This window comes from Microcoleus sp. AT8-A3 (assembly GCF_036705675.1).
Classification (GTDB): Bacteria; Cyanobacteriota; Cyanobacteriia; order Cyanobacteriales; family Microcoleaceae; genus Microcoleus.
On the sequence record NZ_JAUBVD010000014.1, the window covers coordinates 1 to 14000 of the forward strand.

At 44.8% G+C, this 14000-nt stretch carries 17 protein-coding genes; 10 read left to right on the forward strand and 7 right to left on the reverse strand.

Features of this window, described 5'->3' with window-relative positions:
• The 5 genes from QUB51_RS10765 to typA all read right to left on the reverse strand — a co-directional run.
• A partial coding sequence (locus QUB51_RS10765) for a hypothetical protein (protein WP_333261262.1) occupies window positions 1–864 on the reverse strand: 864 nt, incomplete at its 3' end.
• Window positions 865–1063: 199 nt separating this feature from the next.
• Window positions 1064–1603, reverse strand: coding sequence for a hypothetical protein (locus tag QUB51_RS10770; RefSeq protein ID WP_333261265.1), 540 nt, complete (start codon window positions 1601–1603; stop codon window positions 1064–1066).
• A gap of 150 nt (window positions 1604–1753) precedes the next feature.
• Window positions 1754–2020 (reverse strand): Txe/YoeB family addiction module toxin, encoded by a 267-nt coding sequence (locus tag QUB51_RS10775; protein WP_332967907.1) that lies wholly within the window; start codon window positions 2018–2020, stop codon window positions 1754–1756.
• Window positions 2020–2241, reverse strand: coding sequence for a hypothetical protein (locus tag QUB51_RS10780; protein WP_333261268.1), 222 nt, complete (start codon window positions 2239–2241; stop codon window positions 2020–2022). Before QUB51_RS10780 ends, QUB51_RS10775 begins: the two co-directional genes overlap by 1 nt.
• A 105-nt stretch (window positions 2242–2346) precedes the next feature.
• Window positions 2347–4137, reverse strand: coding sequence for a translational GTPase TypA (typA, locus tag QUB51_RS10785; RefSeq protein ID WP_333261270.1), 1791 nt, complete (start codon window positions 4135–4137; stop codon window positions 2347–2349).
• Window positions 4138–4401: 264 nt separating this feature from the next.
• Here typA and QUB51_RS10790 point away from each other — a divergent pair, with 264 nt between their 5' ends.
• The 3 genes from QUB51_RS10790 (at window position 4402) to QUB51_RS10800 (ending at window position 6916) form a co-directional block, all read left to right on the forward strand.
• The gene (locus QUB51_RS10790; RefSeq protein WP_333209010.1) at window positions 4402–6483 is read left to right on the forward strand and encodes a hypothetical protein; all 2082 of its coding nucleotides are present in this window, start codon (window positions 4402–4404) and stop codon (window positions 6481–6483) included.
• Window positions 6484–6544: 61 nt separating this feature from the next.
• Window positions 6545–6727: a hypothetical protein gene (locus QUB51_RS10795; protein WP_333209012.1), complete on the forward strand. Its 183-nt coding sequence runs from the start codon at window positions 6545–6547 to the stop codon at window positions 6725–6727.
• Window positions 6728–6733: 6 nt separating this feature from the next.
• Entirely contained in the window at window positions 6734–6916 is a 183-nt protein-coding gene (locus tag QUB51_RS10800) for a hypothetical protein (RefSeq protein WP_333209014.1), read from the forward strand.
• Window positions 6917–6998: 82 nt separating this feature from the next.
• Here QUB51_RS10800 and QUB51_RS10805 read toward each other — a convergent pair whose 3' ends face one another.
• Window positions 6999–7439: a hypothetical protein gene (locus QUB51_RS10805; RefSeq protein ID WP_333261273.1), complete on the reverse strand. Its 441-nt coding sequence runs from the start codon at window positions 7437–7439 to the stop codon at window positions 6999–7001.
• A gap of 518 nt (window positions 7440–7957) precedes the next feature.
• Here QUB51_RS10805 and QUB51_RS10815 point away from each other — a divergent pair.
• The 5 genes from QUB51_RS10815 (at window position 7958) to QUB51_RS10835 (ending at window position 11210) form a co-directional block, all read left to right on the forward strand.
• Window positions 7958–8182: a helix-turn-helix transcriptional regulator gene (locus QUB51_RS10815; protein WP_333055442.1), complete on the forward strand. Its 225-nt coding sequence runs from the start codon at window positions 7958–7960 to the stop codon at window positions 8180–8182.
• A 225-nt stretch (window positions 8183–8407) separates the two neighbouring features.
• Complete coding sequence (locus QUB51_RS10820) at window positions 8408–9235, forward strand: M15 family metallopeptidase (protein WP_333055441.1); 828 nt, start codon at window positions 8408–8410, stop codon at window positions 9233–9235.
• Between the two features lie 216 nt (window positions 9236–9451).
• Window positions 9452–10030 (forward strand): pantetheine-phosphate adenylyltransferase, encoded by a 579-nt coding sequence (coaD, locus tag QUB51_RS10825; protein WP_333055440.1) that lies wholly within the window; start codon window positions 9452–9454, stop codon window positions 10028–10030.
• The gene (locus QUB51_RS10830) at window positions 9913–10599 is read left to right on the forward strand and encodes a DivIVA domain-containing protein (protein WP_333055439.1); all 687 of its coding nucleotides are present in this window, start codon (window positions 9913–9915) and stop codon (window positions 10597–10599) included. The genes coaD and QUB51_RS10830 overlap by 118 nt, the downstream gene beginning before the upstream one ends.
• A gap of 455 nt (window positions 10600–11054) precedes the next feature.
• Window positions 11055–11210, forward strand: a complete 156-nt coding sequence (locus tag QUB51_RS10835; protein ID WP_333055438.1) for a hypothetical protein — start codon at window positions 11055–11057, stop codon at window positions 11208–11210.
• Window positions 11211–11224: 14 nt separating this feature from the next.
• Here the strand turns inward: QUB51_RS10835 and QUB51_RS10840 are convergent, their stop codons facing one another.
• Complete coding sequence (locus QUB51_RS10840; protein ID WP_333055437.1) at window positions 11225–11956, reverse strand: TIGR04283 family arsenosugar biosynthesis glycosyltransferase; 732 nt, start codon at window positions 11954–11956, stop codon at window positions 11225–11227.
• 372 nt (window positions 11957–12328) lie between these two features.
• Between QUB51_RS10840 and ubiG the strand changes: the two genes are divergently transcribed.
• Window positions 12329–13174: a bifunctional 2-polyprenyl-6-hydroxyphenol methylase/3-demethylubiquinol 3-O-methyltransferase UbiG gene (gene ubiG, locus QUB51_RS10845; protein WP_333055436.1), complete on the forward strand. Its 846-nt coding sequence runs from the start codon at window positions 12329–12331 to the stop codon at window positions 13172–13174.
• A gap of 479 nt (window positions 13175–13653) precedes the next feature.
• A complete protein-coding gene (locus tag QUB51_RS10850; RefSeq protein ID WP_333055435.1) occupies window positions 13654–13980 on the forward strand; it encodes a cupin domain-containing protein in 327 nt (108 codons plus the stop codon).
• Window positions 13981–14000 lie beyond the last annotated feature (20 nt).

The window sequence follows — 14000 nt, forward strand, 5'->3', positions numbered from 1 at the left end:
AAGTTCAATCGCTTTATTATAATCGGTGATCGCCCCTTTTTTATCTCCTAATTCGCTACGGACTGCACCCCGGTTGTTGTAGGCTAAAGCATTCATGTTGTGACTATCACCTTGTACCTGCGTTTTGATATCTGAAGAGAGCGATTCTGGCTTGACTACTTTTATTTTGCCTACTGGAGAATTTGCTATAACTTTTCCGTTAGAATCTGCTATTATTATTGTATCAAGGGGACGACCTAGTGTCTTGAGATAAGATTCATTTTCCTCGCCAGCTATAGCTAAAGAATATATTTGGTCATAATGGTATGACAAATTATGATCAGAATGGTATTGACGGCCATTCCACATTTTGGGGTATAAGTAAGTGCAAATTTTTATGCAAGCAAAAGCCATCCTGTATTCTCGAAATAGGCATAATAGCTTGGCAAGACCGTACCAAAGCATAAACCATGTTTGATTATGACTAAATACTTGATCGTAGTATTTGAAGGCTTGATTGAGATCGCCAGATCTCTTTGACATAATCGACTTATCCACTACGCTTAATAAATCGCTCTGAATTTCAGTGAGGTCAGACAATGACTTCACTTTATTTAGAATATAGGTAGCAGTTTGCTCTTCCCGATCAATGGCATTTTGAATAAACTGAAAAAGTTGACTTTCTGTCACGGATCTATATTTATGGTATCTAGGAAGACTTTCTTCAAAAGCCCCACCCTGATTTAGATAAAAATCTAAATCTCTGAAATACTCTGCACGTTCTCCATAACACTCATAGTTTTCTTCTGTGCCTATTGGATCATTTTGAGAAGTGGGCTTCCCATAATCAGGGTTAAGTTTCTTACGTCGTTTTGCCTCTCCCATAAATTTAACCCTGGTCTAATTAAAGTTTGAACTTGTCTGACTACTTTAGCATTCCACATATTTTATTTCCTGTCAACTCATCAAAAAACACTACTGCCCCAAATCCACAGAGGGCATCGCCCCGCACCCTCACAGAACTCAAAATCTACTGGCAACTCCTAGACTGGGAAAAACACCACATCCTCATTTTAATTTAAGATCAATAACCTTCGTGAATTGATTTACATTCCCAAAATAATCCAGGCCCAACCGTCAAAACTTGTTCTGTTGGCATGAACAATTCCCAATCGGGAAGTCCAGAATCATCTTGGAAATCTGGCTGTAAAATTAGTTGGTAATCACCCTCAAAAACTAGAGTGAGACTAATATTATGAGCATAAATCGCAAAATCAATCAATTCTTTATTTTCCAATTGCTGCAAAACTTTTTTGACAGCATCTATTTCTACCTCATCTATTTCTACCTCATCTATATCTACTGGCAAGGAAGAAGTTAAAATGCGATCGCCTTGCTTGAAAACCCAAGGTGTTGCCCTTGTGCCAAATTGCCAACTACCTTTGCATAGATGTGCTAATTTTGGGTGAGTATAGGCAGACATCTCACCGAAATCTAGCCGTAATTCATCCCCATAACTAAATATAACCTGATGACAAATTTCTCCGATCATCGGTTTAGTAATGACTGAAATAATTTGCTCGATATTTGGCTTCTGATTAGCAATAGATGTTTGAATAGCCATTTAAATATCCTCTAAAAATTCTTTAACCATTTTTTTTGATTACCCGCGAATTCAAAGAAACCAGGTTTTTGGGAGTTTTTAGGAGGTGTAACGAAGTATTCAAGGGAAAAACCCGGTTTCTGGCCACCCGTGCATCATGACTATCAAACACTATTCACTATAATGATTCTTACAAGCTGCGATCGCAATTTCGACCTCCGTAACTTGGTAAACCAAACGATGTTCGTTATCAATGCGCCTCGACCAAAAACCACTTAACTCGTATTTCAGAGGTTCAGGTTTGCCCAATCCTTCAAAGGGCGATCGATCTATATCTTTAATCAATTCTACAATTTTGCGATAAATCTTTTTGTCTAATTTTGCCCATTCATTAAAATCTGCAAAAGCAGAAGATTCAAAAATAATTCTTCTACTCATTACAAATCCTGTAAATCGACTTCAACTAAATTTTGTCTGTCTTTAACATTTTCAATAGCTTTCAACAGTTTGTTTTTATTGACTTCCGATTTCAAAAGATATTCGGTTTCATCGCATTCTGAGACAATTATTTCAATCTCTTTATCTCCAAAAATCGCTTTGATTTGTTCTAAAAATTTACGATCTAGTTCGCTGGCTTTTAAACGATAAACTGTTGACATCGTTTTTACCTATTTTTGATTTCGATAAAAATTAATATTGCCTTTAAATACAGTAGTTTGAAGTTGACACTAAGGGCTGGCAATTTTGCCAGCCCTCAAGTTGTTTTACCGTTTGACCAACTTCTTAGAAACCTTCCGCAAACGAATAGATTGTGGTGTTACTTCCACCAATTCATCCTGGCCGATGTATTCCAAAGCGCGCTCCAAACTCATATCGACTGGTGCTTGCAATTGCGCCAATTCTTCACCACCAGATGCGCGGTGGTTTGTCAACTGCTTCGACTTGCAAATATTCAGCTCCATGTCTTCATCTCGGTTGTTTTCTCCGATAATCATCCCTCTGTAAACCTTGGTTCCGGGGGTAATGAAAAATACGCCGCGGTCTTCAGCATTTTTCAGTGAATAAGTAGTTGCAACTCCTTCTTCAAAGGAAATCAATACTCCGTTGCGACGGGCGACAATTTCTCCACCGAGGGGGCGATAGTCGAGGAAGCTGTGGTTCATAATTCCAGCGCCGCGAGTCAAGCGCATGAACTCGCCTCGGAATCCAATCAAACCGCGAGCGGGGACTGAAAATTCGATTTGGGTGCGACCGGTGCTGCTGACGTGCATATCTTGCATTTCTGCTTTCCGCTGACCGAGGCGTTCGATGCAGCCGCCGACTGCTTCTTCGGGTACGTCTAACACCAAACATTCAAAGGGTTCGCAGGGACGACCGCCGATTTCGCGGTAGATTACTTGCGGTTGAGATACTTGGAATTCGTATCCTTCGCGACGCATATTTTCGATCAGGATTCCGAGGTGGAGTTCGCCACGGCCGGATACGAGGAATTTGTCGGGAGATTCGGTTTCTTCGACGCGCAAGGCGACGTTGGTTTGGAGTTCTCGCATTAGCCGATCGCGAATTTGCCGAGATGTCACAAAACTTCCTTCTTGACCGCAGAACGGCGAATCGTTCACGGAGAAAGTCATCTGCAAAGTTGGTTCGTCTACCTTGATTAAAGGCAGCGCTTGCGGGTCGTTCGGACAGGTAATTGTTTCGCCAATATAGGCATCAGCAAAACCGGCAACGGCGACAAGATTACCAGCAGAAGATTCTGGGATATCAATCCGCTTCAGGCCTTCAAAGCCCATCAATTTGGTAATTTTTGATTTGACAAGCGCGCCGCTTTCGGTGATTAAGACTGCTTGTTGACCGATTCTAATCGTGCCGTTGTGGATGCGGCCGATGACGATGCGACCGACGTATTCTGAGTAATCTAAGGTGGTTACTTGCAGTTGTAGTGGCTTGTTGGGGTCGCCTACGGGGGGTGGTACGTGGTCGAGGATTTCTTCAAACAGGGGCTTCATATCTACCCCTTCGTCTTCGAGGTGTTTTTTGGCGTAACCGCTTAAGCCGGAACCGAAGAGATAGGGAAATTCGCACTGATCGTCGTCAGCACCTAGTTCGAGGAACAGATCCAAAACTTTATCGACGGCTTTGTGGGGGTCTGCTCGCTCGCGATCGATCTTATTCACAAAGACGATCGGGCGCAGTCCTTTTTCGAGGGCTTTTTTGAGCACGAAGCGGGTTTGCGGCATCGGGCCTTCGTTGGCGTCTACGATCAGCAGACAGCCGTCAACCATGCCGAGAACTCGTTCGACTTCTCCGCCGAAGTCCGCGTGTCCGGGGGTATCGACGATGTTGATCAGGGTTTCTCCGTACCTGACGGAGGTGTTTTTGGAAAGGATGGTAATGCCACGTTCGCGCTCGATGTCGTTGGAGTCCATGACGCAATCTGGGATTTCTTCCCCTTCGCGGAAGATCCCGGACTGTCTGAGGAGAGCGTCCACAAGGGTGGTTTTGCCGTGATCGACGTGAGCAATGATGGCGACGTTGCGAATGGGAAGACTCATAATGCGTCTGGAACGTTAAACGGATCGAACTAAAGATTTCTTAATAATTGTAGCGCATGGAGTCAAGGGGCGATCGGGCAATCTGCGGGATTGGCCTCTTGCCTGACTTACTGAGACCCGCATTTTTATAATTTGAGTTATAATAAGCACCAGTGTCTGCGAATCGCGATCGCGGTAGCTCAGCAGCGCTATAGAGCTTATACGCTGACATGTAAAGCATTTAACTTCAGCTAAGCAGGGTCTTTGTATCCAGGAGTTTAAAAAGTGGTAACAATTATAACCAGAGCAGACGATTCGCGGTTTCAACAAGGGCAAATCACCTATCAAGGCAGATATTTAGATGAAATAGTAGCGTTGTTCCCTAATTTCCCAGCTATCACTCTTGACTCTATTGAAGATGTAATAGGTATTTATTGGAAAAAAGAGGAGAATATTCGGAAAGCTAAACAACTCAGAGTAAGTTCGTTTTATCGAACAGACACGCAAGTAATCATTCGGTTTTCTGTTGTAGCTGATTTAAATATTACGTCGGGGGATTTTTACAAACGTCTTCGGGGGCAAATGATCGGGGCAGGAGCGCTCGAACAAGGTGCTTATTTACCTTTCTGCTGTGTGCTGGATAACGACCAAATGAGAGCTGTAATGAAACCACCTAATTCTGGGGATTCAACTCTAACAAATGAAATTAACTTGTTGAAAAATCGCAGTGATTGGGGCGGTATATATAACAAGTTTTCCCCCCTGGATCGTCTCAGCCAGCACCCCCTATGGACAGATGCCGAAATCTTGAGCGAAGTCGGATTTGCCTGTGGGAAGTTAGCCGAGGTTTCGGTAGAAGATATTCCTCGAAAAGAGCCAGAAAAGACTGAATTTTTAAATCGCAAGAGTAAGTATCGCAGTGAAGCGGAAATGCTGCGCCTGCGGTGTGTCGAATTACTGCCGAACAATCCTACTTATTTAGCAAATTTAGCATATTTACACTATCAGAATGCGATGGAACTAAAAACACCTAGAAATAGGCGTGATGGAAAACTTCGACAAGAGGCAGAGCGAGCAATTAAATATTACGATATGGCAATTTCCCTAGCTCCTAATCGCATCAAAGACCACTACCGAAAGGGATATTTACTTGCAGAAGTCCTACCTAACACCTATTGGAAAGAGCGAAATTTAGAACTTGCAAAACAAAAACGTCTAGAAGGAATTGAATCTTTCGAGAAAGCTCTCCAAATTTGGGAATCACTAGATCCTACCAATCCACAGCAAAACCGAGAGCGCAGCCGTTGTCGCAAAGAATATATCAAGTCGCTATACAGCCTCGGCTCTGCCTACTATCAAATGATTGTCAATGAGTGGGACAAAGCAGTTTTTGCATTGAGATTGCGTCACAATATTCGTGAGGAAGATTGTATTACTTACGTTCCCAAAGATTTAGAAAATGCTAACAATGCGTGGCGATATTTTTATAAATGTTGGGAATGTGACAGGCCGGAGGGTGAATCTGCCACAACTGCAATAAATGGTGTTTGTGAGGGTGTTGAGAAGTTGTATTCTCTCGGCAAAACGGCATTTGTTCAATACTGGATTTTGAGCGGTTACGGTCAGTCAGACAAACCCGAAGCTATTGATTATCGCGACCAAGCGGAAAAGTATTTAGTTCAGTCGCTCAACTTGCCTCGTTCTCAGGAAAAGCAAAGGCAAAAAAAAGATTATATCGCTGAACGGCTGGCAAGACTTTACATCACCAAAGAAGAGTATGCAAAGGCTATTCAAATCATTGAAAAGTACCGAGAGCGTAAATTAGACTCCTATGTAATTCATACTTTATCTCTGGGACTAATATTGTTAGGTAGATCGGAGCAAGCAGAAAAAGAATTACAAGCAGCGCTAAATGACAAAGGAAATGTAGATCAAAAAACTTCTAAGTTTTTAATGGGTTGCTCTTTTTTGGGCGCGGGTAAATTCGACCGGGCAAATCAAGTATTTCAGGAACTAAAACAGGAAAAAGAAAAAGATATATTTCTAATTGGAGAAGCATTTGCTGTGGCGAAGTTGAACAGAACAGCAGATGCGATCGAGTGTCTGAGGCAAGCTAATGAAATGAATCCTTGGCGGCTCTCTGTAGGTAAAAGTTTGGAGCAATTGTCAAAGGGAAAGGTTCGCGCCGTGAAGCCCTCTAGATCGCAAAGGGCATTAGATGTGGAAAGCTGTAGGGACGTAGATGTGCACGATTCCGATGGCGAGGGATTAGAGTATTATAGAGCGGTAATGCAGGATGTTTTCGGCTACGATCCAGACGAAACCGACGAGACTTTTGAACAATATTTGGATACTCATGGATATTAGTAGATTCAATTTCCTTAACTCCGTCAAGACTTGTAGTCATTAGAATACAGGGGTCGATAAAATGCCTAAAAGTGTCCCTTACCATCCGTTTAAAATTAAAACTCTCAAAGACCCCAATTTTTCTGCTGGCTACCTCACAGAGATATTTGAGGAAGAATCAGGAGATTTGGAATTAGGAATCATGCTCAAAGCACTTCGAGATGTATTTGAGGCTCTTGGGGAACCAATTATGTCAGATGAGTAGGCCTCATTGCATCTGGAAAAATTAGCTGTTTTGCTGTCGCATCATGGAAGCGTGACAATTTATGCTTTGGCTAATTGGCTGAAGGTTTTGGGATTGAAGTTAACAGTTGCGGTTGATGAAGGGGAGAAAGGGGAAGACGAAGGTTCGGTTAGTGATGTTGCAGAATTAGCTGAGGTTAGTAAGGTTTGATTTTGGGAGCTCGCTCTTTTTATTAACCGGAGATGAACGCACATTAACGCGCTATGGGAGAGGATAATGCGATCGCCCCTTCTCAAAAAGCCGCTAAACACTCTTTCGCTACACAATAAATATTCCGCAGCCACTTTACCTGCGATGCTAACAACCCTTGCTTAATCTTACCTACTAATTTGCCCCAGTTGTAGAGTTCTTCCACACTACGAGACTGGCGAAATTTCCCCTCATAAAAATCTACCCAAAATATCGGTGCTCGGTGTTGGCTGCTTCTCCAGCGTTTCCGCCACCGAATGCAATCTTGCAGCGTCGGCGGTTCGACTCCTAAAATTGGCGGCATATCTCCGTAGCTGACAAACCGACTAATCCCAACTCCCACAACGTGGATGACGTAAGCCCAGCAGCGAATCTCGCGGATCTGTTCGGGCTTGACTTTCAAGACTTTGGCCACTGCTTCTTTGGTTACAAAGCGAGAGAGTGGATTTATTTGCTTGGCTTCTGAGTTTTGTTTTGGTATCATGGTTGGTGACTCGGTGACTCCGACTTGTTTGGGGTGACTGCGACTTGTTTGGGGTGAATCCGACTTGATTTGGGGTGAATCCTACTTTTTGTTGGTGAATCCTACTTTTTGTTGGTGAATTCCAATTTGTCGGTCATTTGAATAAATAGCTGTTCGCTCTTCAGTTTTCGAGGCCGGGGGGCGATCGCTATTTATGATCTAACTATTTCCAGGCCAATACTGGCCTAGTGTCAAGAATGGGATGGGTTAAGTTCGGGATTCGAGAGCTAGCTGCCGAGAAGGGTTGGAATCTGACAGAGGTTTCTGATGGATCGGGAGTTGACTACAGCACGCTTAAGAATTATCTCGTTCACCCGGGTTAGCAACGGTTGACGTTACTCATTTGCAAAAATTAGCTCGAACTTTTGACCTGTTGATTGAAGATTTGTTTGAGGTTGTGGAAGATTAGGCGCCGGGAATGCGGTTGCGGTGGTCGGCGCTTTCAATCTCATATATAGGTGAGGTGAAATTTCACCCTGATGTCAAGAGGGGAATTGGTTAAATTGCGGATCAGAGAGTTTGCTGCTAGGGAAGGCTGGACGCTGAAGGAAGTAGCCGATCGCTCTGGAGTATCCTACAATACTGTTAAAAGTTATGCCCGATCGCCCGGTATGGCAATGGCTGACATCGGTGCTCTGCTAAAATTGGCGCGGACGTTTGATGTGTCGATCGAAGAATTGTTGGATTTTGTCGAACAACAGTAACAAATTACACTTAAAATAAACCAGCGCTACCAGCGCCAACCAGTGCGACATCGCAGGGACGATCGACTGTGGGCCCAAGCAACAGATGCGAGAGTTGGCGGATGGGACGGGGCGAAGTGTGAAAGAGATGATATATTCTCAGCGGCAATTGTAGCTGTTCGATCGCCCATATCGATCTACAATTTGTAACGTTGAGCCTTATTGAAGTGCAGGAGTGGAGCTGGCTTGGATAACGCTAGTCTGTCAAGAAAACCCCCGCAAGCCTCGGAGCTTGTCGCCGACGAAATTCCAGAAGCAGTGCGAGATCACCCATACCCAGAAGCAGGGCAGAGTCAGTCTAAGAAAAAAGGGCTGATTTGGAAACTGCTAGGGTTGGCCGCCTTAGCCTTTGGGGTCAGCATCTGGCTGCACCTCAACTTTAACTTGTTCCCAGCCACCAGTCAGGCAGAGCAAACTCAACAAGACTCAGCGCCCACCAGTTCCGCGTCTCCGTCTGTCCCGAGTCCAGCTACCACCCCAAAAGTCCCCGCACTCCCAGAAAACCTGCTGGGACACTTGCCGTACCCAGAAGCACCAGCCAAAGACTTGGTAAGCGTCACCTCCGACGGTAGCGTCAAACTCCGCACCTCAGCAGCAGCAAAATATCAGGAAATGGTCAACGCCGCCGCAGCATCAGGCATCTATTTCGCTCCCATATCCGGCTTTCGCTCGCTGCAAGACCAACAGCACGTATTTTTTGATGTGAAAGCCGAACGCAGGCAAAACGCCAGCAAGCGAGCCGAAGTCAGCGCCCCTCCAGGTTACAGCGAACACCACACCGGTTATGCGATCGACATCGGCGACGGCAGCGCCCCGGAACACAACCTCAGCCCCAGTTTTGAAAATACCGAAGCATTCAAGTGGTTAGAAGCCAACGCCGTCGCCTTCAGCTTTGAAATGTCCTTCCCCAGAAACAATCGCCAAGGCGTCAGTTACGAGCCTTGGCACTGGCGGTTTGTGGGCGACAAGCAAAGCCTCGAAACTTTCTACAAAGCTCATTCGATGAAAAAGTAGAAGGAAGAAGGAAGAAGGAAGTTCGGCAACGGATTCGCTTGCGCGAGATGTAACGGATGTAACGGATGTCCGTCAGAAGAAGGAAGAAGGAAGAAGGAAGAAGGAAGATTTTCCACATCTCCCACTGCCCCACTCTCCCACTGCCCCACTATCCTACTCTCCCATTCCCCTACTCCTCCACTCCTCCACTCCCCCCCACTCCGTTGAGCCAAACTCGTGATTGCAATCTATCCAGGCAGCTTTGACCCCATTACCTTCGGTCACGCAGACATTATCGAGCGGGGATCTAAACTGTTCGATCGGGTAATTGTTACCGTAGTCAGAAACCCCAGCAAAACCCCTCTCTTCACCGTAGAGGAACGGATCGAGCAGATCCGGCGCTCTACCCAACACTTGCCAAATGTAGAAGTAGACAGTTTTGAGGGTTTGACAGTAAACTATGCTAAGATTCGACAAGCCAAAGTGCTGCTGCGGGGGCTCCGGGTATTAACAGATTTTGAAATGGAACTCCAGATGGCCCACACCAATAAAACCCTTCTGGGTGAAATTGAAACAGTTTTTTTGGCAACTTCTAACGAGTACAGCTTTTTAAGTAGTAGTGTAGTTAAAGAAATAGCCAAGTTTGGTGGCTCCGTAGATCATCTTGTTCCGAAACACGTCGCCCTAGATATTTACAAATGTTACGCCAGCAGGAACCAACTCGCATCGAACCCGACATTACCGGACGCGGCACTGAGAACGAATCACCTCAGAACACAGCCACCTTCGGAGATCCCACCCGAACCGCAGGAGTAGACATCCAGCGGGAATTGAATCGGCTTGAGGAAATTGTTCTCGACAGCCCGCGAATTCCCATGACCAGACGCACTCTGGTGGATGAAGAACAGTTGCTCGATCAGTTAGACTTGGTGAGGCTAAATTTGCCGATCGCCTTTCAGGAAGCCGAGACGATCATCCGGCACAAGGACGACTTGCTTCAAGAGGCAGAACTTTACGCTCAGGAAGTGATAGAAGCAGCAGAACAGAGAGCGGCAGAAATTTTAAACGATATGGGCCTGCTCCAGCAGGCGAAGATAGAGGCAGATCAGTTGCGCCAGCAAGTTTTGCTCGACTGCGAGGCAATTCAGCAGGCGACGCTGGCGGAAGTCGAACAAATTCGCTACCAGGCTCAAGAGGAATTGGAAGAGATGAGAGTCAGGGCGATGGCTGAATGCGAGGAAATTCAAAACGGAGCCGATGATTATGCCGACCAAGTGCTCGATAATATCGAGCACAAGTTGAGCGATATGCTGCGCGTGATCCGCAACGGGCGCGATCAGTTGGATAGTGTTTCTGCGTCCCACATTCATCACAACAACGGTTAGCCCACAGTGAACTCATTGCTTGAACATTTCTAAAAGTCTACCTAATTTAGGTAGATTTTTTTTCGCAGTAGATTTTTTTTCGCAATAGTCTCTATAGCAATCCTCGCATAATTTGTGAATTTCTTACTCCCTCCCCGAAACCGCGGGGAGGGTTGGGATGGGGTAAAAAATTTACGACTCTTTTAGGATTGCTATATAGCACTCCTCGCATCATTTGCATAATTATTGTAGGGGCAATCCCACGCCCGGTTGCCCGATAGATAGGGGGTAGGCACTCTTAGGAATGAGAATTAAATAACTTCCACTCTTGAAAGTGGGATGGGCGGGACGCCCGTCCGTTTTGGACGGGCTATAAGAGCCCATCCCACAATAACAATTAAAATTGTAAGTTATTTAATTCGCGATCCTTAGCACTACCCCAACAAATTTATCTGAATCATTTAGGATTGCTATATGTGTTGTTAGTGTTTTATAAGTTTATTGACGCGGTAAATCCCCTGCTGAAGCTCGGCTTTTTAGTTACGGGGACTTTGTTAGGTTGTTGGGCGATTATTTACCTGTTGCAGAAAGTTTTGCCCAAAAATTACAGCCAGTACATTTTGGGAATTTAATCAAATTTTGTGTTTCAGCGGATGTCTTCATAAAACTGCTTGAGATACCGGGGAGAAACGCCAAAGCCCCACAAAAAACCAATCGCAAGATAGATCGCAATAGCTTTAAATTCGCCCCAACTCGCAACTCGTCGATCGCTACTTTCCACTACCCGATTGACTAACTTAAGTCTCCCGCGTCGCACTAACTTCAAACACAAATCCGCTTCCTCCATAATTGGCAGCGCAGCATCGAAACCCTCGCATTCCCAAAAATCGGTACGGCGACAAAAAATAACTTGGTCGCCAAACAGCAGGCGCAATCCTTGGAAAAATAAATGAGGTCGAAATAACAGCGGCGCGTAATAAGTTTTGAGGTAATTGTGGAGGGAAAAACCCCATTTTGTTTGCTGCGAACCAGCCATCAGGGAGATAAACCCGCCACCGGAAATTTCGGCATCGGACAATGTTTTCTGGATAACTGCTACAATGTCGTCGGGAACTAAAGTATCGGCGTGCAGAAAGCACAGAATTTCACCGGTGGCGACTTGAGCACCTAAGTTCATTTGCAGGGAACGTCCGGCTATACTGCTAGAAATAACGCGGATGCCGGCGGAAAGTGCGATCGCCGTTGTGTCGTCTTGACTGCCGCCGTCTACCACCAACACTTCCCAAGCGGGAGGATTAAGGATGCTGAGTTGGCGGAGGGTGCGTTTCAGACAAGTCGCTTCGTTGAGGGCTGGGATGATAATAGAAACGCGATCCATCGGGTTGAAATTTATGCCAGAGATATTATAATAAAAAACTGTGGCGATTCACAACTAACGAGAACATAGAACTTACGCGCGCGGATTCAGAAACCTGGTGTCGGCCTGCGAACTCGTCAATCGATTTTCGATTTTCGATTGTAGATTTTCGATTGACTTGCGCGAGATAAATGCTCTTTCTTGAGGATTTTCTATTTTCGATTGTGGATTGATTCCACGGGTAAATCACGTGGCGGGTACCACATGAAGAAATTCTTGGTCACGAAACATCCGATTTTCTACAGAAATTGGTTTTTTTGGCGTCAGTCCTATAAAATCACGCAAAAGTGCAATCGCCATCTATATTTTCCACTAATCAGGAATGAAAAAATCGTGCAGAAAACAGAAGTAAAAAATGATTTAGAATTTTACGACGAAAATGCTGATAATTGGTGGGACGAAAAATCTAAAATCTATGCTCTTTACCACCTAAATAAACCCAGATTTGAGTTTTTTGACAGACACGCGACTAATTGGCAAGGGCTGAAAACCTTAGATGTCGGGTGCGGGGGCGGCTTTTCTTGCGAGTTTATGGCCGAGAGAGGTGCTATTGTTTCTGGAATAGATCGATCGGAGAAATGTATTGTAGCCGCTCAAAATCACGCAGTTACCAGCGGTTTTGAGATTGACTACAGGCAAGGTTTTGCCGAAAATATGCCCTACGATGACAATACCTTTGATGTGGTAATTTGCGTGGATGTTCTAGAACACGTTGCTGATTACAAACAAGTTGTGTCTGAGGTTCACAGAATTCTGAAGCCTGGAGGATTGTTCTTTTTTGATACCATCAATCGAACTTTTTCCTCGCAAGTGGTGATGATTGGCCTGATGGAAAATATTTTGCAAGAAATTAGGCGGGGGGTTCACGATTGGGAAAAGTTTATTACGCCGGAGGAACTGTCTGCGGTAATGCGAGATACGGGTTTTGGCAATATTGAAATTAAAGGTTTTGATATGTTTGGAGAAATGGGTTCTGTTTTAGCCCAGATGCACGGTTTTTGGGGGAATTTTACACGCGGAAAGCAGTTGTTTCCTTCCGGGGCAGTTTTCAAACAAGCGGCTCAACTTTTAACAGTTAATTTCGCTAACTATATTGATTACAAAAAGTCTGGGTTGTTTAAAATCCAAATCAATGAGGATACGTCGATTATGTATGTTGGCGTTGGGGCGAAGAATTAGTCGGTTGATTGTTGATTGTTGTCATTAGGGGCGAGTTTGAGACGGATTTGGGCGATCGACAAATCCGGCTATAACCCGCCTCTATTGCATTTTTTAGGGTACGCACGCAGCGGTACACCTTATCCTGTTGAGTGCAATACACATATTCCGTAGGCACTGCGCCGTATCCTTACTGTATTGCGGGCAATTGAGAATTGCTATATTGGCGATCGCACTACAAATATAATTTTAAGACCTAATTGCAAATAATTACTAACTATTTTTTAAGTTAAGCCCTTGCGTCGCGCTGTCTTAGCGTCCACAAACACCGCTCCGTGTGAATTTGGGGCTGCTTGTGCTGAGTTTAAACCTAGTCTGACAGCATTATGTAACAAATCTTAATGGTAGACTCTTGACAATTTATCTAAATTGCATAGTAGCTTATTGAATATTAATTGCAATAAGTGCCGGAAGTTAACAGTACCTGGAGGTCAATCACCGTGACAGCAGCAATAGTTTCCGCATCCGCCGATCGAATCAGCGACGGACAACCCGCCGACAGCCAAAAACTGATGAGTTTGGGTAAAAATTCCGAAATACCTGACCTCGATAACTCCAAAGATGTAACCCTCGCCGTCTTAGAAGGAGGGGGAACTCTCACGGTGTGCGATCGAACAGTCACTTTAAAACCCGGAGTATTTGTGTTTGTACCCGCAGGCATCCCGCGCAGTCTAAAAGTACAAACGACGCTGAATCTGTTACTAATTGACGGAGAAGCAGACCCAGATATGAGCGAGTCAGCTTGGTTGATGAATTTTCAAATTTAACCCAATGAAAAAACAGTGTC

What these genes read in the sequence shown, in the direction of transcription:
- QUB51_RS10840 (WP_333055437.1), bottom strand. Translation starts at nt 11,956, where the DNA reads ATGGATCGCGTTTCTATTATCATCCCAGCCCTCAACGAAGCGACTTGT.
- QUB51_RS10805 (WP_333261273.1), bottom strand. Translation starts at nt 7,439, where the DNA reads ATGATACCAAAACAAAACTCAGAAGCCAAGCAAATAAATCCACTCTCT.
- QUB51_RS10795 (WP_333209012.1), top strand. Translation starts at nt 6,545, where the DNA reads ATGCCTAAAAGTGTCCCTTACCATCCGTTTAAAATTAAAACTCTCAAA.
- typA (WP_333261270.1), bottom strand. Translation starts at nt 4,137, where the DNA reads ATGAGTCTTCCCATTCGCAACGTCGCCATCATTGCTCACGTCGATCAC.
- QUB51_RS10775 (WP_332967907.1), bottom strand. Translation starts at nt 2,020, where the DNA reads ATGAGTAGAAGAATTATTTTTGAATCTTCTGCTTTTGCAGATTTTAAT.
- QUB51_RS10815 (WP_333055442.1), top strand. Translation starts at nt 7,958, where the DNA reads ATGTCAAGAGGGGAATTGGTTAAATTGCGGATCAGAGAGTTTGCTGCT.
- QUB51_RS10830 (WP_333055439.1), top strand. Translation starts at nt 9,913, where the DNA reads ATGTTACGCCAGCAGGAACCAACTCGCATCGAACCCGACATTACCGGA.
- QUB51_RS10780 (WP_333261268.1), bottom strand. Translation starts at nt 2,241, where the DNA reads ATGTCAACAGTTTATCGTTTAAAAGCCAGCGAACTAGATCGTAAATTT.
- QUB51_RS10770 (WP_333261265.1), bottom strand. Translation starts at nt 1,603, where the DNA reads ATGGCTATTCAAACATCTATTGCTAATCAGAAGCCAAATATCGAGCAA.